The organism is Trinickia diaoshuihuensis (assembly GCF_003390925.1).
GTDB classification, from domain to species: domain Bacteria; phylum Pseudomonadota; class Gammaproteobacteria; order Burkholderiales; family Burkholderiaceae; genus Trinickia; species Trinickia diaoshuihuensis.
In genome coordinates this window covers 15303-37782 of sequence record NZ_QUBS01000026.1, presented here as the reverse complement: position 1 = coordinate 37782, position 22480 = coordinate 15303, and the positions used below count along the sequence as shown (strand labels likewise).

Annotated in this window: 7 protein-coding genes; 1 reads left to right on the top strand and 6 read right to left on the bottom strand. The window is 63.9% G+C overall.

What is annotated here, in order from left to right; translation table 11 throughout:
• The first annotated feature begins 401 nt into the window (after window positions 1–401).
• Window positions 402–15545, top strand: a complete 15144-nt coding sequence (locus DXT59_RS07310) for a non-ribosomal peptide synthetase (RefSeq protein WP_116136255.1) — start codon at window positions 402–404, stop codon at window positions 15543–15545.
• Window positions 15546–15592: 47 nt separating this feature from the next.
• On the opposite strand, the gene DXT59_RS07305 is transcribed toward DXT59_RS07310, so the two are convergent.
• The 6 genes from DXT59_RS07305 to DXT59_RS07280 all read right to left on the bottom strand — a co-directional run bounded on the left by DXT59_RS07305 (window position 15593) and on the right by DXT59_RS07280 (window position 22461).
• Complete coding sequence (locus DXT59_RS07305; RefSeq protein ID WP_116136254.1) at window positions 15593–16942, bottom strand: lipopolysaccharide biosynthesis protein; 1350 nt, start codon at window positions 16940–16942, stop codon at window positions 15593–15595.
• Between the two features lie 67 nt (window positions 16943–17009).
• Complete coding sequence (locus DXT59_RS07300; RefSeq protein WP_116136253.1) at window positions 17010–18020, bottom strand: glycosyltransferase family 2 protein; 1011 nt, start codon at window positions 18018–18020, stop codon at window positions 17010–17012.
• Window positions 18021–18221: 201 nt separating this feature from the next.
• Complete coding sequence (locus DXT59_RS07295; protein ID WP_116136252.1) at window positions 18222–18680, bottom strand: response regulator; 459 nt, start codon at window positions 18678–18680, stop codon at window positions 18222–18224.
• Window positions 18681–18774: 94 nt separating this feature from the next.
• Window positions 18775–19824 (bottom strand): ATP-grasp fold amidoligase family protein, encoded by a 1050-nt coding sequence (locus tag DXT59_RS07290; RefSeq protein WP_240324432.1) that lies wholly within the window; start codon window positions 19822–19824, stop codon window positions 18775–18777.
• Between the two features lie 42 nt (window positions 19825–19866).
• A complete protein-coding gene (locus DXT59_RS07285; protein WP_162877990.1) occupies window positions 19867–21306 on the bottom strand; it encodes a hypothetical protein in 1440 nt (479 codons plus the stop codon).
• 27 nt (window positions 21307–21333) lie between these two features.
• On the bottom strand, window positions 21334–22461 hold the full coding sequence (locus DXT59_RS07280; RefSeq protein WP_116136250.1) for a glycosyltransferase family 4 protein: 1128 nt from the start codon (window positions 22459–22461) through the stop codon (window positions 21334–21336).
• Window positions 22462–22480 lie beyond the last annotated feature (19 nt).

Here is a 22480-nt window from a genome sequence, read left to right as displayed (position 1 = left end):
GCATAGAGAAAGCGCGAACCCGCGTTTGCGCTTCCCCGGGAGCGTTCAACTCGTGCTTTCGCGTTCCTCTCGCGAATGTAAAAGGCGCGCCGCGATGCGGTGGGCCTTTTTGCTTGGATTCGATAGGAACGCGAAACTCCGCGGTTTTAAGACCCTTTCGTCAATACCCGCGCGGCATTCCAAACGTTCATTTTCATATAAATCGCTTTTCATCAGTGATTTCGTAAAACGGAATTCTTCGTTCCGCTCGCCATCCGGCACCCAAAACAGCCTTTGCTAAACAGTAAAACGTTTGCTAGTTTAGTACCCGTATCGCGTCGATCGCTTCCCCCGCGCGGAACGTTCGTATCGACACATTCGTTGAATTTCGCCGTAACCCTATCGTAACGAACAGGCCCCTCATGGGCGTCTGCGGGACAGCCGTTGCCTGCGCGGCCCCCCCGGACAGCGAATGCGGGGAATCATCATTCTCGTCGAGGCCTATCGCCGTGAGCGAATCCAAGACTGTCCGGTTGCTTGATCTCACCGCGTCGCAATTGGAAATGTGGTTTTCGCAAAAAATAGACCCGAATAATCCTTTTTATGACAGCGGCGGATATACGGTCATTCATGGACAGATCGATCCAGCCGTATTCGAACGCTCACTACGATATTTTGTAGCGGAAGCCGAGATTCTCCATTTTCGTTTTATCGATCGTGAATCCGCGCCGGCACAGTGGCGCGGCGTGCCGCCCGAACTTCCGTTCGAACATATCGATCTGTCCGCCGCGGCCGATCCGTTCGCGGCGGCCCTATCGGCGATGCAGGCCTTGGCGGCGAACGTGTTCGATCTCGTCGCCGGTCCGCTGATGGTGCATCGGCTCTTCAAGCTCGGTGAACGGCACTACGTCTGGTATCAGCGCTATCACCACATCGTCATGGACGGAATGAGCGTGACGCTCGCGACCCGGCGCGTCGAAGCGGTTTACAACGCGCTGATCGAGGTGCGCCCGGTTCCGCTCTGCGGTTTCGCGCCCGTCGAAACCGTCTTGGATAGCGACGATCGATATCGCACGTCGCCACGCTACGCGTCCGATCAAGCCTATTGGCGCGAATACGCGGCAACGCTGCCCGAGCCGGCGACGATTAACGGCGGACCGCCCGATTCGACCGGAGCGTTCGTGCGCAGCTCGATTCACATCCCCGGTCCGCTGGCCGAGGAACTGCTGCGCGCCGAGGAGCGGATCGGCAAATGGCCGCAGGTACTCACGGCGATCATCGCCGCCTATCTGTTCCGCTATACGGGCGGACGCGCGAGCGTCTTCGATTTCCCCGTCGCCGCTCGCTCCAAGGAGACGCGCGATACCCCCGGCTCTTTCGCGAACGTGCTGCCGCTGCACATCCCGATGCGTGCCGAGGACAATCTCGTCGAGCTATCGGAGCGAGTCGCCGCCGATATCTTCAAACATTTGAAGCACCAGCAGTATCGGATCAAGGACATCCGGCAGATGACCGGCGCATCGCGCGCGCCGATCTTCGGCCCGCGCATCAATATCATCGCTTTCGACAATTCGTTCCGTTTCGGCGGCGGCGAAGCCACGCTGCATTCGCTGTCGAACGGCATGGTGAACGACTTCGCGGTTACGGTGATCGGGCAGCCCGGAACGGCATCGTTCGAACTGCACGTCGACGGCAATGCGCGCTTGCACGATGAGCCGACTGTATCCGCCCACGCCCGGCGAATAGTGCGGTTTATCGAGGAAGCGCTGGCTGATCCATGCCGGCCCATCGGGCGCATGACGCTGCTCGATACGGTCGAGCGCAAGCGCTTACTCGAGGAGTTCAATGCGACCGACGCCGAGTATCCCGCTCATCTGTGCGTGCACGAGCAGTTCGAGCGGCAAGTCGAACGTACGCCGGATGCCACCGCGGTGGAATGCGGCGATCAACGCGTGACGTATGCGGAACTGAATGCGCGCGCCAATCGCCTCGCTCACTATCTGATCGAACTTGGGGTGCGTCCCGATACCCGCGTCGCGTTATGCGCATCTCGCGGCGTCGATCTCATCATCGGATTGCTGGCCGTCCTCAAAGCGGGCGGTGCCTATGTGCCGATCGACCCCGGCTATCCCGCGGCGCGGATCGCCCATATCCTGAACGACGCCGCACCGCTGGCCACGCTCGTCGATCGAGCCCACCGGCGGACGGTGTCCGAGCTGCTTGGAACCAGCGCCCCCATCATCGAACTCGATGCAACCGAGCCGGCGTGGGGCCGGGCTTCGATGGCCAATCCGTCGCCCAAGCCGATCGGGCTGACCTCGAATCACCTCGCGTACGTGATCTACACCTCAGGTTCGACCGGCACACCCAAGGGCGTCATGGTCGAGCATCGGCAACTGGACAACCTCATCGCCTGGCACGTGCGCCGCTTCGAGCTGCAACCGGGCAGCAGAACGACGAGCACCGCGGGGATCGCGTTCGACGCCACCGCCTGGGAAATATGGCCTGCCCTGAGTTGCGGCGCGACACTGCTGCTACCGCCGGCCGATATCGCCGGCGATACGACCGCCATGCTCGAGTGGTGGCGTAGCCAACGTATCGATTGCGCTTTTCTCGTCACGCCGCTCGCCTTGCTTGCGATCCAAGCGGGCTTACCCGCCGGGCTGCGGCGCCTGCTCATCGGCGGCGATCGATTCACGGCCCTCCCCGCGCCGCTGCCCGCGTCCGTGCAGTTGATCAACAACTACGGTCCCACCGAAGCGACCGTCGTGGCGACATACGGCCCCATCCTTGCGGAAGAAACCGTTCATACGATCGGCCGGCCGATCGATAACGCGCGCATCTATCTGCTCGATGCGCACGGCGAGCCGGTGCCGCCGGGGGCAACCGGAGAGATCTACATTGGCGGAGCCGGCGTCGCACGCGGCTATCTGAACAGGCCCGAAGACGACGCCCAACGCTTCCTTCCCGACCCGTTCGCGCGCGCCGCGGGCAAGCCCCATGCCCGCATGTACCGCACGGGCGACCTAGGCCGCTATCTGCCCGACGGCCGCATCGTCTTCCTCGGCCGTAACGATCAACAACTGAAAATCCGCGGCTTTCGGATCGAACCCGGCGAAATCGAAACGCAATTGCTCAGCCACGCGAGCGTCCGCGAGGCAGCCGTGGCCGCGGTCCGTGACGCGCGCGGTGAGACACGTTTGGTCGCTTACGTCGTTGCGCGGCCGACCGGCACTCACGTGTCCGGGCTCGCCGGCGTACTTCGCGCGCACCTCCAAACACGGCTGCCCGAGTACATGCTGCCCGCGGCGTTCGTGCCGCTCGAGGCATTACCGTTGACGCCCAACGGAAAACTCGATCGAAACGCCCTGCCCGCCCCATCCGAGCATGCGTTCGTGCACCACGGCGACGACACGCCGGAAACTGAAACCGAACGCTTGATCGCGGCGATTTGGAGCGACTTGCTCAACGTCGATCGTATCGGCCGCCATGACAACTTCTTCACGCTCGGCGGTCACTCGCTGCTGGCCATCCAGGCAATCGAACGGCTGCGCCGGCAAGGCTGGGCCATCGCCAGCCGCGCATTGTTCCAGCATCCCACGCCGGCCGAGCTGGCCGCGTCGCTACAAGACGAACGCACCCACGAGCCGGGCATCGTCGTGCCGCCTAACCGGATCGTGCCTGGCACGTCGGTCATCGCGCCCGACGCGTTGCCGCTCGCCGATTTGTCGCAGCCGGAAATCGACCGAATCGTCGCGCGCGTGCCGGGCGGCATCGACAACATTCAGGACATCTACGCACTCGCGCCGCTGCAAGACGGTATCCTCTTTCACCATCTGATGAGTGAAGCCGCGGATCCGTATCTGCTCAGCGCACAGATGCACTTCGCCGACCGCGCTACGCTCGACCGGTATCTCGCGGCGATGCAACGTGTGGTCGATCGGCATGACGTACTCCGCACCGCGTTCGCTTGGGATGGACTCTCGCAAGCCGTTCAGATCGTCTATCGCAAAGCGCCATTGCCCGTCGAGACGCTGTCCTTCGACTCGAACGAAGGGCCCGTCAGCGAACAATTGCGGCAACGCTTCAATGCGAACCGCTATCGAATGGACCTGACTTGCGCACCGTTGCTGCGCTTCGTCCTCGCACCGGATGGCGGGGCTCTGGGCGGTTGGCAAGCGCTCGTCTTGCTGCATCACATGGTGGGCGATCACAGCACGCTCGAATTGATGCACGCCGAAGTGCAAGGCGTGCTCGGCGGCCGTGAAGCGCAATTGCCCGAACCCATTCCCTACCGCGGCCTCGTTGCGCAGGCCCGCTTGGGCATGCCGCCGCACGCTCACGAAGCATTCTTCCGGCAGATGCTGGCGGATATCGATGCGCCGACGTTGCCCTACGGGCTCTCGAGCGTGCGCTACGACGGCACACAAACGATCGAGGCTAGGCGTACATTACCCGCCGAACTCTGCGAACGGCTTCGCAAGCAAGCGCGCCGCCTCGGTGTCAGCGTAGCCGCGCTCTGCCATCTCGGCTGGGCCGCCGTACTGGCCTGCGTCAGCGGCGAAAAGAAGGTCGTGTTCGGCACGGTGTTGTTCGGGCGCATGGCCGCCGGCTCGAACGTCGAGCGCGCGATGGGCTTGTACATCAACACCCTCCCGCTGCGCATCGATATCGGCGCGGATAGCGTCGAGCACGCCGCGCGCACCGCGCAACAACGGCTGACGCAGTTGCTGGCGCACGAGCATGCCTCGCTCGCGCTGGCGCAACGGTGCAGCCCCGCCGGGGCGAGCACGCCGTTGTTCAACGCGATCCTGAACTATCGGCACAATTCATCCGTGCCGCATCGCGTCGCCGGCTCGATACCGGGCGTTCAATGGTTCGGCGGATATGAGCGAACGAACTACCCCCTTGCGATGTCGATCGACGACGACGGACATACGCTGAGCCTCAGCGCACAGGCGGTCGATCCCGCTTCGCCGACGCAACTGTGCGGCTACCTGGAACATGCGCTCGAGCGAATTGGCGCCGCGCTCGAGGAGGCATCCGGCGATCCCGTCGATCGGCTCCTCACGTTACCGGCAAGCGAACGGTATCGCCTCGTCGACGAATGGAACGCGACCGATCGCCCATTCCCGTCGATGCAGTGCATGCATCACCTGTTCGAGCGGCAAGCCGACGAGACGCCTCACGCGACCGCCGTCGTATTCGGCGATCGGCGTTTGACCTATGCGCAACTGAACGCGCGCGCCAATCGACTCGCCCATCGCTTGATCGAACATGGCGTGCGTCCGGACTCGCTCGTGGCCGTGTGCGCCGAGCGCGGCATCGCCATGGTGGTCGCTTTGCTGGCTACCCTCAAGGCGGGCGGCGCCTATGTCCCACTGGACCCGAGCTATCCGAGCGCACGGCTCGCATATATTCTGAGCGACGCAGACCCGATGCTGGTGCTCGTCGATGGCGCTTCTCGCGCAACGACGGAGGCGCTGCCCAAGTCGCCGCCGATGATCGACCTCGACGAGTTCGAAACCGGGGAGCACGAGGCGCCGGTCGGCAATCCCCTTGCCGAAAACCTAGGCTTGACCTCACGGCACCTGGCTTACGTCATCTACACATCCGGTTCGACCGGGATGCCCAAGGGCGTGCAAAACGAGCATCGCGCACTCGTCAATCGTCTCGTCTGGATGCAACGCGCCTATCGCCTCCAAGCCGACGACGTCGTGCAACGCGCCTATCGCCTCCAAGCCGACGACGTCGTGCTGCAAAAGACGCCGTTCAGCTTCGACGTCTCCGTCTGGGAATTCTTTTGGACGCTCGCGAACGGCGCAACGCTGTGCATCGCCCCGCCCGGTATTCATCGAGATGCGGACCGCCTCGCTTCACTCATCGCCGAGCAGCGCGTCACCACCGCGCACTTCGTTCCCTCCATGCTCGGCAGCTTCCTCGAAGCGCCCGGCGCCGCCCAGTGCACGTCGCTGCGCCGTATCGTCTGCAGCGGCGAGGCGTTGCCCGCCGCCACCGTGCGCCGATGCCGGAACCTGTTGCCCGGCGCCGATCTGCATAACCTATACGGCCCCACCGAAGCGGCTATCGACGTCGCCGCCTGGAGTTGCCCCGCTTCGCTCGACGCCGACATCGTGCCGATCGGAAAACCCATCGACAACATGCGGATCTATCTGCTCGACGAGCGCGGTGAACCGGTTCCCGTCGGCGCGGTCGGCGAACTCTATATCGGTGGTGTGGGCGTTGCGCGCGGCTATTTGAATCGGCCCGAACTCACGGCCGAGCGCTTCCTAGCCGACCCGTTCGCATCGGCCGCCGGCAAGCCCTACGCTCGGATGTATCGCACCGGCGATCTCGCCCGCTATCTCCCCGACGGCAACATCGTCTTTCTCGGCCGTAACGATCATCAGGTCAAGATCCGCGGCCTGCGTATCGAACTCGGGGAAATCGAAGCGCAGCTCGCCCAGCACGAGTCGGTGCGCGAAGCGGTCGTCCTTGCCGGAGAAGACGGCAACGGCGAGCCGCGCCTCGTCGCCTACATCACGGCGAATGAGACACAAGAGAGCGCGGCACCGGAGAATCTGACCCATCAACTCCGCACCTATCTTCAATCCAAGTTGCCGGAGTATATGGTGCCGGTCGCCTTCGTCCGGCTCGCCTCATTACCGGTGACGGCCAACGGCAAGCTCGATCGCCGCGCGCTGCCCGCTCCGACCGACGAAGCGTTCGCTCGCCGAGACTATGAGGCACCACGCGGAGAAATCGAGCAAACATTAGCCGCACTATGGGCCGAGTTGCTTCACGTCGATCGGATCGGCCGGCACGACGACTTCTTCGAGTTGGGCGGGCATTCGATCGTCGCCATGCGCATGATTGCCAGGCTCAATGCGATGATGGGCAAGACCGTCGCGCTGCGGACCGTGTTCGAGGCCCCGACGATCGCTCAACTGACCGCTGCCATTGCCGCGATCGACGTCGCCGATCCGCTCGACCGCATCGTCCGCGTCGATCGGAGCGGCGAGTTGCCGTTGTCCTTCGCGGAAGCCCGCGCGCTCGCGATCGAAGCGTCCTCGTCGCGGCGCGGGATGCTCAATTCGTCGAACCTGCTCCTGCTATCAGGCGTAGCCGATCACGAGTGGATCGATCGATCGTTGCGAGCCGTGGTGGACCGCCACGAAATTCTGCGCACGCATTACGAGACCGACGCCGCCACGGGCATCGTTCGCCCGGTCATCGGCGCGCCCGGCCAATTCAAGCTCGAAATCCGGCGAGTGACCGATACGGATGCCGAGGGACTGCGCTTGGCACAACGCGCGGCGGCCGAGACGCCCGACTGCTTTACCGGACCGATCTTTCGCGCCACGCTGTTCGCCGACGGCTCTTCACGGGCGATCCTCCTCATTGCGGTCCATCACATCGCCGTCGATGCGGCATCATGGACGCTCATCTGGCGCGACTTCGCATCGGCCTACGAAGCACTGGCCGAACGCCGCGCGCCCAACCTCGCGCCGCCCGAGTTGCAGTATCGCGACTACGCCGCCTGGCAGCGGCAAGCACTCGACGCGCAGCGTGTCGCCGCCCTACAGCACCGCTGGCAAGAGACGCTCGCCGGCGCCCCTGCCCGCGTGGATCTTCCGGCCGACCGGCCACGCCCCACTGTCATGTCGAGCAACGCGGGCCGGGTTGCGTTGAGATTTCCCGCGGGACTCATCGACGATATCAGGCGCGCCTCGGCGGCGCATCGCATCACCCCTTTCATCGTGCTCGAGACGATGCTGGCTCTGCTCTGCGCCCGCCTCGCGCATAGCCGAGAAATCACGATCGGGACCGTCGCCGAGGGGCGCGATGCGGCCGGCACGGAATCGATGGTCGGCCTCTTCGTCAATACGATCGCCCTTCGACATCGCGTCCGATCGAATGCGGCACTGGCCGAGCATTGGGAGGCCGCCGCCGATACGCTGCTATCCGCGCTCGATATCGCCGCGCTGCCGTTCGCCGATATCGTCGCGGCCGTCCATCCGCCTCGCTCGTCGTCATACGATCCGATTTTCCAGGTGTTCTGCCAGCTTCAGCACGGCATGGCCGAAACCCGTACTTCGTTCGCCGGTCTTTCAGTCGAGCCGATCGCGCGCGAAGAGGTGGCACGCGGCGCCGACCTCGCTGTCATCTTCGAAACGCACGGCGATGCTTTGATCGGCAACGTCATCTATAGCGCGGACCTATTCGACGAGTCCAGTGTCGAGGCGATCGCCGCGCTCTATGTGGAACTGCTCGCGCACGGCTCGACGCATCCGCAAAGCTCGCTCGATTCGCTCTGGGAGGCAAGCCTGTCCGCTGCTCGACGCGGCCCGCACGGCGACGCCGTCGGGCGTCTCGTCGATAGGCCCGCGTCGGCCGCGGGCGCATGGTATCCGCTATCGGCTTCACAGCAATCGCTATGGTTGCGCGAGCAAGCCGCCCCGCGGGGCACGGCGTTTTCTTCGGTCGCCGTCATGCGCTGCCCCGCGACGATCGATCGCGATCGGCTTGCGCAGGCCGCTCTCGCGCTGGTCACGCAAAATCAGTCCTTCCGGCTCGAATGGAACGCGTTGGGACTGCAACGCGAAACTTTCGCCCCCGTCACGCTGCACGAGCGAATTCAACTGCGGCGCCCCATTGCGGACGACGAGGCATGGCAGGTCGTGCAAGACTGGCACTATCGTTTATGCGCGACGATCCCCGATACGACTTGTGCCGTCGCCACTTTCGAAGCGGCCGACGGCGCACTCGTCGCATTGCGCACGCATCACGTGCAGAACGATGGATGGTCGGCGATTCGTCTGTTCGAACGAATCGCGAAGAACTACGCGGTGCTCGAGGACGACCCCTCGCATCGGTTCGAAACCGATCGCTTCTTCCTCGACACCATCGCATCCGAGCACCGCTATCTCGCCTCCCCGGCCTACGCGGCGGACGCGCAATACTGGCGCGACCGGTGCGGCGAGATCGATAGCCCGCCGCTGGTCACGCAATTGGCCGATCGCCCTTTCAACACGAACGTGCCCGCGCTCGTGGCCTCGGTTCGTCGCTCGATACCCCAGGCGCTGCGGGACAAGCTGGCCGGCTCGGCCAAAATGCTCTCGCTCTCACCGGCGGAATGCTTGACCGCGATGACGACGCTCTACCTCGCGCGGATCTGCCAACGACACGACGTAACCGTCGGCATCTCGTTCCTTAATCGGGCGAGGGAAGCGCTCGATATTCCTGGGCAATTCGCACAAGTGCTGCCGCTGCATGTGGAGTTCGACGAGATCGGCGCCCAGCGTACGGCGGCAACGGCATTGACCTGCGTTTGCGAGGCATTCAAAGGCGCCCTGCGGCACGGGGCCTACCCATACGGCGAACTGGTACGCGCCTGCCGGCTCGATCCGCGCCAGACGGATGTCAGCGTCAACACGCTATTCTTGCGGCACGGTGTGGAGATCGACGGAAGCGCCGCCCCCATCCGTTGGATCTCGGGCCCAGAAAGCGGCCTTTCTTTCTTGTTTACGCAATTCGGGCGGTCGGCATCGATCGATCTCGAGCTTCGATTCAACAGCGCGCTGTTCGATACCGATACGGTGACGAGGCACGCCGACCGCCTACTCGGCTTCTTCGACCAAGTATGCGGCGATGTGTCGATGCCGCTCGATGAAATCGGCTTGATCGGCGACGAAGAGCGCGAGCTAACGCTCGGTCGATGGAATGAGACCGATACGGCGTTTCCCTCGCATCTTTGCTTGCACCAATTGTTCGAGCTTCAAGTCGAACGCACGCCCGATGCGACAGCCATCGTATTCGGCAACGAGCAGTTGACCTACGCCGAACTCAACGCTCGCGCCAATCGCCTCGCCCACCATCTGATCGCGCTCGGCGTTCGACCCGAGTTCCTGGCGGGCGTTTGCGCCGATCGCGGCATGGCCATGGTCGTCGCACTGTTAGGTATCCTTAAAGCGGGCGGTGCCTATGTCCCGCTCGATCCGAGCTACCCGGCCGATCGCCTCGCGCATATTCTCGGCGATGCCCGGCCGGTTGCGCTGCTGGTGGATCAGGTCGGTCACGAGACCTTGCATGCGCGTCTCGATCCGCGGCTACCCGTCATTCGCATCGACAAGCTCGAGGCAGCCCCGCAAGGCAAGGCGGACTCGAATCCGGACGTCGAACGTCTGGGACTCAGGCCCGATCATCTCGCTTACGTCATCTATACATCCGGTTCGACCGGGATGCCCAAGGGCGTGCAAAACGAGCATCGCGCACTCGTCAATCGTCTCGTCTGGATGCAGCGCGCCTATCGCCTCCAAGCCGACGACGTCGTGTTGCAAAAGACGCCGTTCAGCTTCGACGTCTCCGTCTGGGAATTCTTTTGGACGCTCGCGAACGGCGCAACGCTGTGCATCGCCCCGCCCGGCATTCATCGAGACGCGGACCGCCTCGCTTCACTCATCGCCGAGCAGCGCGTCACCACCGCGCACTTCGTCCCCTCCATGCTCGGCAGCTTCCTCGAAGCGCCCGGCGCCGCCCAGTGCACCTCCCTGCGGCGTATCGTCTGCAGCGGCGAGGCGTTGCCCGCCGCCACCGTGCGCCGATGCCGGAACCTGTTGCCCGGCGCCGATCTGCATAACCTATACGGCCCCACCGAAGCGGCCATCGACGTCACCGCCTGGAGTTGCCCCGCTTCGTTCGATGCCGATATCGTGCCGATCGGCAAACCCATCGACAACACCCGGATCTATCTGCTCGACGAGCGCGGTGAACCGGTTCCCGTCGGCGCGGTCGGCGAACTCTATATCGGTGGTGTGGGCGTCGCGCGCGGCTATTTGAATCGGCCCGAACTCACGGCCGAGCGCTTCCTAGCCGACCCGTTCGCATCGGCCGCCGGCAAGCCCCACGCTCGGATGTATCGCACCGGCGATCTCGCCCGCTATCTCCCCGACGGCAACATCGTCTTTCTCGGCCGTAACGATCATCAGGTCAAGATCCGCGGCCTGCGTATCGAACTCGGGGAAATCGAAGCGCAGCTCGCCCAGCACGAGTCGGTGCGCGAAGCGGTCGTCCTTGCCGGAGAAGACGGCAACGGCGAGCCGCGCCTCGTCGCCTATGTGACGCTGCGCGAGGGCCAAGCGGCCGCACCTCGGCCGCAGCTTTCTCACGAACTGCGCATCCATCTGCTGACGAAACTTCCCGAGTTCATGGTGCCCTCCGCCTTCGTTCAGCTCGACGCGCTGCCGGTCACCTCGAACGGCAAGCTCGATCGCCGCGCGTTGCCCGCTCCGTCCGACGACGCGTTCGCCCGCCAGGATTACGACGCACCGCAAGGCGAGCTCGAAACGACATTAGCCGCGCTATGGGCCGAGTTGCTTCACGTCGATCGGATCGGCCGGCACGACAACTTCTTCGCCCTCGGCGGCCACTCGCTGTTGGCGGTACGCCTGCTGAGCCGCTTGCCCGCGCTGCTCGCTATCGAGCTTCCGCTCTCGACCTTGTTTTCCCATCCTACGCTATGTGCGTTCGCCGAGGCCGCCGCGATCGCGGCGGCGCGGACGAGCGCGCCCATGATGCCGCCGATTAGGCGCGCGCCACGCGAGGAAACGATCGGCCTGTCGTTTGCCCAGCAGCGACTGTGGTTCCTCGCCGCGCTCGAAGGCGACAGCGAGAGCACGACCTACCATGTGCCCGTCGTACTGCGGCTGCGCGGTGCGCTCGACGTCGACCATTGGCGCCGGGCACTCGATCGCGTATGGCGCCGACATGAGGCATTGCGGACCGTCTTCCCCGTTTCGCAGGGTCAACCGGCCGCGCGCCTGCTGCCGGCCGAGCAAGGCATGCCTTGGCGAGTCGACGAATTAGGCGCGTCCGCCGATGCGTTGACAGCCTTGCGCCGGCTATGCGAAGCGGAAGCACGCGCGCCCTTCGACTTGCGCGCCGGGCCGCTCATCCGCGCACGGCTGGTGCGCCTTGCCGAGGGCGAGTACGTCTTCATGCTCGTGCAGCATCACATCGTCTCGGACGGCTGGTCGATTCGCGTCATCATCGGCGAGATCCTCGCGCACTACCAGGCGCTGCAAAACGGCCAGGCCGATCCGCTACCCGAGCTCGAGATTCAATATCCCGACTATGTCGCGTGGCAGCGCCGCTGGCTCACCGCCGAGCGCCTAGCCGGCGAAGCCGACTATTGGCGCCGAACACTCGACGGCGCACCGGTTTTGCTAACTTTACCGACCGATCGACCGCGCCCGCCACGTCAGCGCTTCGAGGCGGCGCACGTTGCCGTTACGCTCGATGCCGCTCTGACGCAAGCGCTGCGCCGGGTTTGCAGGCAGCACGGAGTAACGCTCTTCATGCTGATGATGGCCGCATGGTCCGTCGTGCTCTCGCGGCTGTCGGGGCAATCGGAGGTAGTGATCGGCACGCCGACCGCGAACCGTCCGCGAGCCGAACTCGAGCCGTTGATCGGTCTATTCGTCAATTCGCTGGCGCTTCGCGTCGATCTCGCCGGTGAACCCGGCGTCGCGGAGCTGCTCGCACGGATACGCGGGGCCGTGCTCGGCGCGCAGGAGCACCAGAACCTGCCGTTCGAACAGGTCGTCGAAATCGTGCAGCCGTGGCGACGGCTCGACCATACGCCGATCTTCCAAGTCATGATTGCGTGGCAGGAAATCGACATCGGTCCGCTTCAATCGCCGAACCTGCGCATCGAGCCGGTCCCCGGCTCGTTCGATCAGGTGAAGTTCGACCTCGAACTCGATCTGGCGGACGACGGCGGTACGGTCAGCGGCGCGCTGCGCTATGCCGTCGCGCTGTTCGACGAACGGACGATGACGCGGCACGCGCGGTATTTGACGACGATCCTGCGCGCCATCGCCGACGGTGCGAGCCAGTCGCTCGCGCAAGTACCGCTCGTCGATGGCGAGGAGTACGAACAATTGAGCGCGAGGTGGAACGCCACCGCGCGAGACTATCCCGCCCACGTCTGCGTTCACGAACTCATCGAGCATCAAGCGGCGCGCACACCGGAGGCGATCGCGATCGAAATGGGCGAGCAGCGTATCGCCTACGCCGAGCTGAACGCGCGCGCCAATCGGCTCGCACACGACCTTCGCGCGCGCGGGGTGCGGCCCGATGCTCGCGTCGCCGTTTGCGTTTCGCGCGGCATCGAACTCATCGTCGCGCTAATCGCCGTACTGAAAGCGGGCGGCGCGTATGTGCCGATCGATCCTGCTCACGCCACCGCGCGCGCGGCTCACGTGCTTGCCGATTCCGAGCCGCTCGCTCTCCTCGTCGATCGCGCGGCCCGCGATGCAATGGGGCCGAGCCTGCCCGGCAGCGTGCCGATAATCGATCTCGACGGGCCGAACGCGCAGTGGAACGATGCGTCCGTCGAGAACCTTCGACGCGACTCCATCGGTCTCGATGCGCAGCATCTCGCTTACGTCATCTATACGTCGGGATCCACCGGTATGCCCAAGGGCGTGATGGTCGAGCATCGGCAATTGGGGAACCTGATCGCTTGGCATACCGATCGATTCGGGCTGCACGGCGGCAGTCGCACGACTTGCACGGCCGGCCTCGCCTTCGACGCGGCCGCTTGGGAAATTTGGCCCGCGCTGGCCAGCGGCGCGACGTTGCTGCTGCCGCCCGCGGACGTTGCCGGCGATACCGCGGCCATGCTGCGCTGGTGGCGGTCGCAGCCTATCGATACCGCGTTTCTCGTCACGCCCTTGGCGCAGCTCGCGCTCGACTCGGGCTTGCCCGCGCGTTTGCGGCATTTGCTCATCGGCGGCGATCGCTTCAGCGGCCTTCACGCGTCTTTGCCCGAGCCGGTGCAACTCGTCAATAACTATGGGCCGACCGAAACCACGGTGGTCGCCACCTCCGGCCTCATCGATCCCGACGAATCCGTTCACACGATCGGCCGTCCGATCGACAACACGCGCATCTATTTGCTCGATGCACATGGCCAACTGGTCCCCACGGGCTCCGTCGGCGAAATCCACATCGGCGGCGCGAGTGTCGCGCGCGGGTACCTGAATCGACCCGATCTCGACGCCGAACGTTTCCTTCCAGACCCCTTCGCGATCGCAGCCGGCGCTGCTGATGCGCGCATGTATCGCACCGGCGATCTCGCTCGATACCTGCCAGACGGCCGGATCGTCTTCTTGGGCCGCGACGATCAGCAAGTCAAGGTACGGGGCTTTCGCATCGAACTCGGCGAGATCGAGGCGCAGCTTCGAACCCATCCCGCCCTTCGGAATGCGGCCGTCCTGGGCGCGCCGGACGCGAGGAGCGAAACGCGTCTCATCGCCTATGTCGTGCCATGCGAGGAGGCGGCCGATGCCAATGCGCTCGCCCGGTCTTTACGCACCCATCTTCAAGCACGCTTGCCTGACTATATGGTGCCCGCCGCCTTCACCGTGCTACCGGCCCTGCCGCTCACGAGCAACGGCAAGCTTGACCGCCGGGCGTTGCCCGAACCGGACGACACCGGCTTCGATCTTCAGCGCTACGAAGCGCCGCGCGGCAAAACAGAATCGGCCCTTGCCGAAATCTGGAGCGCACTGGTCGGCGTTGCGCGCGTAGGCAGGCACGATAACTTCTTCATGCTCGGCGGCCATTCGCTGTTGGCCGCGCGCATGATCGCCGAAGTGCGCGCGAGGCTCGGTCGCGAGCTGTCGATTCGGACTTTGTTCGAATCGCCCACGATCGCTCAGTTGTCCGAACGAATCGAGGGCAGCGCCGATTCCGACGCGCTTTCGGTCATGCTTGCGCTGCGCAAGCACGGCAGCGGCGCACCGATGTTCTGCATTCACCCTGCCGGAGGCTTCAGTTGGCCGTACGCGGGGCTCTTGCGCTATCTCCCGGGGCGGCCGCTGTACGCGTTGCAGGCGCGCGGCCTGCGCGGCAATCGCTCGTCCGCGACCACGATCGAAGCGATCGCTTCCGACTACCTCGCGCAGATTCGCGCCGTTCAGCCGGAAGGCCCATACCATCTGCTCGGCTGGTCCCTCGGCTGCCATATCGCGCACGCCATCGCGACACAGATGCAAGACAGCGGCGAGCGTGTCGAGCAACTCGTCATGCTCGACGGCTACCCGCTTGCCGGCGATGCGCAAGTTAGCAAACCGACCGATGAGGACGTCATGCGGCTGCTGATTCGCGCGCTTTCAGATTCCGCGCCGCAGTTGACGGATCAATCGCTGACGTTGCGCACGGTCAAGCAACATCTGGTGGATGCCTCCGCCGGCGCATTGTCAGCGTTGGGAGACGGGGTAATCGACGCCATCTTCGACGAATTGAAGGCGGCGCCCGCCCTTGCCTCGCGGTTCACGCCGCGCAAGTACCGGGGCGACGTACTGTTCTTCCGCGCGCGGCAGGCCGGCTCGGTCGAGCTCGGCTCGCGGACACCCGATGCTTGGCAGCCTTATGTCGATGGCCGCATCGAAACGCATGACATAGAATGCGTGCACGAGGCCATGATGCGACCGCATGCATTGGCACAGATCGGACCTAGACTGGCCGCGGCGCTCGAGCGCGTGGCGGCGGCGCCGTGAACATGACCGCGGGCCGTGCTCGCGAAGCCGGCGCCGGCGCCGATACGCTACGTCGAATCGTTTTGCTCGACGAGTTGGCTGATGCCGCGAACGCGATCGTCGCGCCCGCCGTCCGATGACGGCTGACGCTTCGACTCCTCGCCGGACGCGGCCCGCCCAAAGATGGCGCCGAGCAAGCCGGTCCGCCACGCGAAGACGAGCAACGTCAGCGACAGCGTCCCTTCGCCGATTACGCGCGCGAGCGCCATCCCGACCGCCCCGAAATGCGGCGCGAGCAAGAGCGCGGACGTCAGATTGGCCGCCGCCGACATGAGTCCCGCGACGGCCATGAGCCGATCCTTCTTACGCGGCAACAAGACATAGAAGCCGACGAACTGGTTGAACGCCGAAAACGGAAACATCCATGCGAAGCATTGCAGTACATGGGCGCTCGGCTTGAATGCGGCGCCTAGGATCAGCGGCAATACATAAGGGGAAAGCACGAGCGCACCGCCCAATGCGAGGAACCCGTATCCGAGCAACAACGTGGCGCCGCGCCTCGTCGTCACGCGTGCGCCGTGGTGGTCGTTTTGCGCGATCTGCCTCGATATCGTCGGGATGAACACCTGCGAGGCGGGCCCCATGAGACTCAGGCCGATCGTGGCAAACCGCTCCGCCGCGCCGTAATAACCCACTTGCGTCGGCGTGGAGAGCAGCGTGAGCAGGTAGGTCGACGCGGAGGTGAGTACGACCGAACCCGTCGAGTAGAGAAACAGCATCGTCGAATCGCGCATCAGCGCAGCGATGCCGCGCAGCCGCAGCCGCGGCCAACCGAGATCCTTCACGGTCAGTTGGTAGGCGATCGCCGTCGTGCTGACCCCGGCCACCAGCAAGCTCGCGAGCACCATCGTCGAATCGGACGGCCCGTGAACGAGCAGCAGCACAAGCACGAGGCTCAAGACGAAGCCCACGACTTCGAGCATGATCGGCGTGCGAAAGTGCTGCCGGCCTTGAAACAGCCAGCTCACGTTGCATCCGTTGATCACGCCGAGCAACGTCGCGAAGATGCCGATCACCGGCCGCTCCGACAGCACGGGCGAGCAGAACGTCGCGACGAGGCCGATCAGAATGCCGAGTGTGCCCATCGATATCCGGGCACTCGTATGCAGCGAAAAGATCTGGTTGTGTTCGTGCTTCTCATGCGCACGCGACGCGTCGCGCATGCCGACAAACGTGAAGCCGAAGCTTACGAGCATCCAAATGACGTTCATCAACGACATGGCCGCGAGCACGCGGCCGTACTCGGTCACGCCGAGCACACGCCCATAGAACGGGATGACCACCAGGAGGTACAAGTACCTCATGATGTAGCCGACGTACACGAAAACGAGTACGCGGGTGTTCTCTTTCTTGTCCATAGCAATATTTCATAGGCGCCGCCATTGGGACGCGACACGTCACGCCGGACCCGCCGGCCCACGCAACTCAGTGGGCGGCGCTACCGCGGCGTGCTAGCGGATTGGAAATGAAGCGCACCACGTAGTCGGAGAGCGGCGCGTACGGAAAGAGGCATAGGCACGATAGGCCGATGGTGGCGAGCTTTTTCGCCACGCCCCAAAAAGGATTGGCGACGATCGAGTGCAAGTAGTCGCGCGATTCGAAAGCAAACCAGCGCCAACGTTCGATCAACGGTGCGCCATACACCTCGCTGCAAAAAATGGCTTTCTCATGCGAAAAGTCATGAAAGGCCTCCGGCAAGTCGACGCCGAGGCGTTGGCGCACGACATAGCGCAAGGCACCCCAGCGCGCCAAATAGGCTCTCGGGGCCTTGGTGTTCTTCTCCGAATTCGCGAACGAAACATCCTGGGGCGCGGATTTGTGGACCCGATACGCGCCTAACGACTGAGAAATGGAGGCGACTTGACCGACGAGGGCCACACCGTAAATCGCAAAAAAATCGGCGCCGTAACGGCCCTCGGACGTTTCGGGAATCGGGAAGAACCGCTGTAGCGCGGCGGTTTTATATGCGTTGCCCGAGGCGGGCGGCGACGGATAGAGCCACCCTTGGCGCAGCAGCGTTCCGCAGTCGGCCGGCGCGTCGGAATGCGGCACCGTCACGCCGGTGGCCGTGCCGTCACGCGAAATGACGTCGAGCCTGAACTGCACCTTCGCGTAATCGCCGCCGTCGAAGCGGCGCATGACCTCGGTCACCGCCGTTGGATACAACAAGTCATCGGCATCGAGCAGAATCACGTACTCGGTGTCGACCTCCTCCAAAGCGCGGTTGTACGCCGAGACCTGGCCGCCGTTCTCTTTCAGCACGGTGCGGATGCGCGAGCCGTAACGCGCGATGACCTCGCGCGAGCCGTCGCTCGAACCATCGTCGACGACGAGCACCCGCGTCGCGGGATAGTCCTGCGCCAAGGCGGAATCGATGGCGTCGGCAAGGAACTGCTCGTAGTTATAGTTGCAGATCGCGATCGTGACGGACTTCATCGGCACGCAACTCCTTTTGGCAATCGTTCAATCGTTCGCTGAAAAATTATTCGGTCCTGGGCGGCACCGATCGTTGCGCCGCTGCGCCCTTGCCTCACCGGCCCATTGTGTTGCATTGCAGAATATGCGACACAAATGGGAATGGCCCGAAGCGGGCTAAAAACCCCGAGGTCTTGACCGATTAGGCGGTGCGAGAGGCGTCTATCGCGCTTGCGGCGGCAGCGTCACGACGCCGCACCAGAATTGGCGGATCGCGCACACCACCTGCCCGAATTTTTGAAAATCGACGGGCTTGGTTACGTAGCAATTCGCGTAGCCGTCGTACGTGCTTCGCACGTCTTCCTCGGCGGTGGATGTGGTCAAAATGACCACTGGTATGCACCTAAGCGACGAATCGCGTTTGATTTCGGTCAGCACTTCGCGACCGTTCTTGCGAGGCAAGTTGAGATCGAGAATGATGAGCCCCGGCAACCGGCTACCCGCATAGGCCCCTTCACGACGCAGGTAAGCGAGCGCTTCGACGCCGTCTTCGACCACGTGCAGCGGATTGAGTACGTTGTGATACTCGAACGCCTCGCGCGTCATCATGACATCGGTGGGGCTGTCTTCAACGAGCAAAATCTCGACCAACTCGCCGGTACACCCTGATTCGGTACCCATCGCAGGTCTCCTTCGCTAGCACGTCCCATACCGCATGCGCATGCTTTTGCTTCGGATACTAGCAGATGGCCCCGCATTCTCAAGGCGCAAATCCTTACCGGCGGCCGGCACGCCTCATGCGCTCGAAGCCGTCGATCGACTCCTTCAACATACGTCCCCAGAAGTATTCGTGACTCTCCGGTACGAAGCGCATCCGTCCCGCTCCGGGCGTAAACGTCAGCTCGCCGAAATACACCTGATCGCCGGTCGAATAGAGGTCCACGCGCACGTACGCGAAATCCTCGGCCAAGCGGGTGGCGATCCGTTCGATTTCGCTCCAGTTGGCCGGCCGCGGCACGGGCGCGTCGCCCGGCAGGTAGCGTCCGAAGCGCACGTCCAGCCGACGCCAATGTTCGTCGTATATGTCGCCGCGCGCGTCGCCGAACCGGTCCGCGATGATCATCGTGTGAATTCGTGGTCCCTCGGGCCTGCCGCCGAATACGTGCACCTTTAGGTCGGCCGGGATCTTGCCCGCGCCGTCGACGAGCAGTTGTTCGAAATAAAGCCGGGGTTTGATGAAGCGATAGTGGCGTTCGCGCAAGATGCGGTAATAGTCGGTCGACAGCCATTGCTGCGCGAGCCGGTTCAACGCCTCGAACGAAGTCGTCGACTTGTCGCGCACGACCTCGACGAATGCGCACCCGTGATTCGCTTTCATCACGAACGAGGTCGGCAGCGCATCGAAGACCTCGCGTGTGAACGTTTCGGGCACGGCGATCAGCGGAATCAAATGCGCATCGCCGATCTTTTTCCGCACGTATTCGCGCACCGCGAGTTTATCGGTCAGTTCCACCCACCGCAGATCCGGATCCAGGCACCGGCGTAGGATCATCGCACTGTATTGCTCAGGCGCGTGCAGGTTGGCCCATCGTCCCATCTGCCGCCGATGCTGGATTTGTACGACCGCGTAGTCGGGCAAAAACCGTTTAGCCGTGCGTGCAAGCGCCTTCACGGCGCGATAGAGCACGGGCCTAGCCGACGCTTGCTGCGCCGAGTGCGCGGCGCCGACACCGGCTTCGCACGGCTGCGCGCCGCTCGGTTCGATGCGCGCTGCCGCCCTGCCCCCTCCGGCAGGCAAGCGCCGGGTTGCTTCAACTTCATTCACGTCGGATCTCCTGTAATTATAGTTAAATGCCGCTCCTTCTTATCACGTGGCCGAGCGCGGCGAAACCACGAGATACGCTAGTTGCGCGGACGTCGCGCCGTCTCCTCCATTCCCGGCTGGCGGGATCCGAAAATCGATCGACAGGGCTGTACCATCCAGCCTCGCCGAGATGGCGCTCGGATCGGCCATCTCGCCTGTCAAGGCATCCACCATCGTCACGTCGAGGCGGTCCGCTTGCATGCCGGACAGTCCGCGGACGCTGACCGTTGCCGGCCCCGCGTTGGCGCGCACTTGGATGACGATGTCGCTGCCCGAGCGCAGTGCGAGCCCCGATGCGCCTTGCCCGAAGATAAGACGACCGTCGAAGGTGTCAAGCGCGGCACCCGCCACTTTGTTCAGCACCACGAGGGATTTGCCCGATACGTTGTAGGTGCGCGGGTTGCCCCTGTGCGTCAAGCGATAAGGCTCGAACCCGTCCCAGTGGTAGACCATCGAGACATACTTGTTGGGGTCGTTCCAATTGTGGCCCAACGCCCATACCGCGAATCTGAAGAAATATATCGGCAGGTAATGGGGATCGCTCATGTAGCGATCGCCGATTTCCGTCTGCCAGATGCCGCGCGCCGGCCCGTTCGCGACATAGCGCTCGTACAGCGGGGTCAACGCTTCGACGCCGAGGTAATGCGTGTCGAGATAGTCGACCCAGTCGAGCATGCGCGCGCTCACCGCCGGGCTGCGATACTCGAGCCATTGCATGTAGGTATCGAGACCGCCCTGATCGGGCCAGCCGCCGTACACGACATAACCGCCGTACTGACGGATGATGCGGGCCGCCGGCACGTGGACGCGCTCGACGTAATCTTGCATCGCGCGGTCGTAGGGCTTCGATTGTTCGGCCCGCGCACTGAAATTCCGGCCATGCCAGAACGTCGCCTGCGCGGCGCCGCCCGATAACCGCCCGGCCGCCTCGTTCCAGATTTGGAAATAGCGCACGTTATAGGGGGGCGCGCTGTACGTGCGCACCACCGTTTCGACGTAACGCGTCCATACGCTTTCGTCCTTCGGCGCCGAGCGCGTATCTCCCGGAACGCTCGCGTTCCATTTCGGCGTATAGCCAAGCAACAAAAGCGAGCCGATGCCGTTACGCTTGTTTTGCAGAATCACGGGTGGCAGGTCATGGTCGAATGCAGCGCCGGTTTTATCGACCTCGACAGGATCGTCCGGGGCGTTGCGTTGCCCCGGCCCGACGGAATCGCGGCCCCAGCCGATTCCCATCGCTTTCCACATCGCAACGTCGGCGGGCGTCATCGGCCAGCCGTTAGCGCCGATCAACTGTGACATCCGGCGCTCGCCATTGCCCGATGCCATCGACGCGCGCGCGACGCGCGCCAGCGAGGGGCCGGCGCTCGTTACCGCGCCGCCGGCCGCCATCGCCGCGAGCAAGGCTCTGCGGCGGCGGGAAAATTCGAACTGCTCAGTCATGCACGTCGCTCATTGCTCAGCAGTGCGCTACGCGGCCGATCGAACGGCGATCGCAGGCCCTGTTTCATATGTCTCCCCTCTCAGAATCTTGGTCAATTCGCGCGCCGCGCGATCCCACCCGTGAGCATGCGTATGCAGCAAGCCGGCTTGCTTATAGCGCGTGCGCAGCGCATCGTCCGTCAACATGCGTTCCATCTTTTGCGCGATATCCTCGACCGATTCGGCATCGCAATACATCGCTGCATCACCGCACGCTTCGGCCAAGGCCGGGTGCCGGGAGACGATCGCCGGGCAGCCGCAATACATCGCCTCGAGCGGCGGCAACCCGAAGCCCTCGTATAGCGACGGAAAGGCTAGGCAGGCGGCATGCTCGTAAAGCGCCTTGAGTTCGGCGTCCGAAACGTATCCGGCTCGTACGATCTGCGCGGTCTCGCCGCCGGCCGCCGCGGCAAGATGCGGCGCGCCCGCCTGCGCGAAAACGCGCGTGTTGGCGCCGCCCACGATGACGAATTTCACGTCGCGCAAGTGACCGAGCCGGCCGAGCGCGGCCAGCACGCGCGCGAGATTCTTGCGCGGATCGAGGCTGCCTACGATCACACAGTACTTCACGCCAGACAGACCCAAGCGTTCGACGATCGCCGGCTCCGGAACGATCCGCTCGAAATGATCCGCGCCCGGACGCACGACGCGTACTCGCGACTCTTCCACGCCGAGCAGCGCGCAAATGCGCGACTTCGAGAAATCGGACACCGTCAACAGAATCGGGGCATGGCGGACGAGCAAGGAAAACTTGACGCGATACCAGGTACGGAACGTCCACGAGAACGTGTGAGGCGTATCGTAGACGGCCATGTCGTGGACCATCACCACGTGGCGCCGTTTGAAAACCGGCCCGCTGTTGCACAAGCTCAGCAGCAACTCGCCGCGCGTGGCCAAAGGCAACGCGATTTGCTCCCACAGATCGCCCTTGAGCCACGGCACGGGACGCAGGCGCTCGATCGGCGAGGCCGATGCGATCGCGTTGCGGGGGACGGCCACCTCGATCTCGTCGGCGGCCGTTTGATTGGATCGGACCGCGCGCATCAGCTCGTAAGCCACGCGCTGAACGCCCGTCAGACGTTGCGCGGTGAACTTGCCGTTGACCACGAGATGCATAGTGCTCCTAAATGATTTG

Bases quoted from the DNA above. Each gene is read 5' to 3' on its own strand.
- DXT59_RS07285 (WP_162877990.1), bottom strand. From the start codon at position 21,306: ATGACTGAGCAGTTCGAATTTTCCCGCCGCCGCAGAGCCTTGCTCGCG.
- DXT59_RS07300 (WP_116136253.1), bottom strand. From the start codon at position 18,020: ATGAAGTCCGTCACGATCGCGATCTGCAACTATAACTACGAGCAGTTC.
- DXT59_RS07310 (WP_116136255.1), top strand. From the start codon at position 402: ATGGGCGTCTGCGGGACAGCCGTTGCCTGCGCGGCCCCCCCGGACAGC.
- DXT59_RS07295 (WP_116136252.1), bottom strand. From the start codon at position 18,680: ATGGGTACCGAATCAGGGTGTACCGGCGAGTTGGTCGAGATTTTGCTC.
- DXT59_RS07280 (WP_116136250.1), bottom strand. From the start codon at position 22,461: ATGCATCTCGTGGTCAACGGCAAGTTCACCGCGCAACGTCTGACGGGC.
- DXT59_RS07305 (WP_116136254.1), bottom strand. From the start codon at position 16,942: ATGGACAAGAAAGAGAACACCCGCGTACTCGTTTTCGTGTACGTCGGC.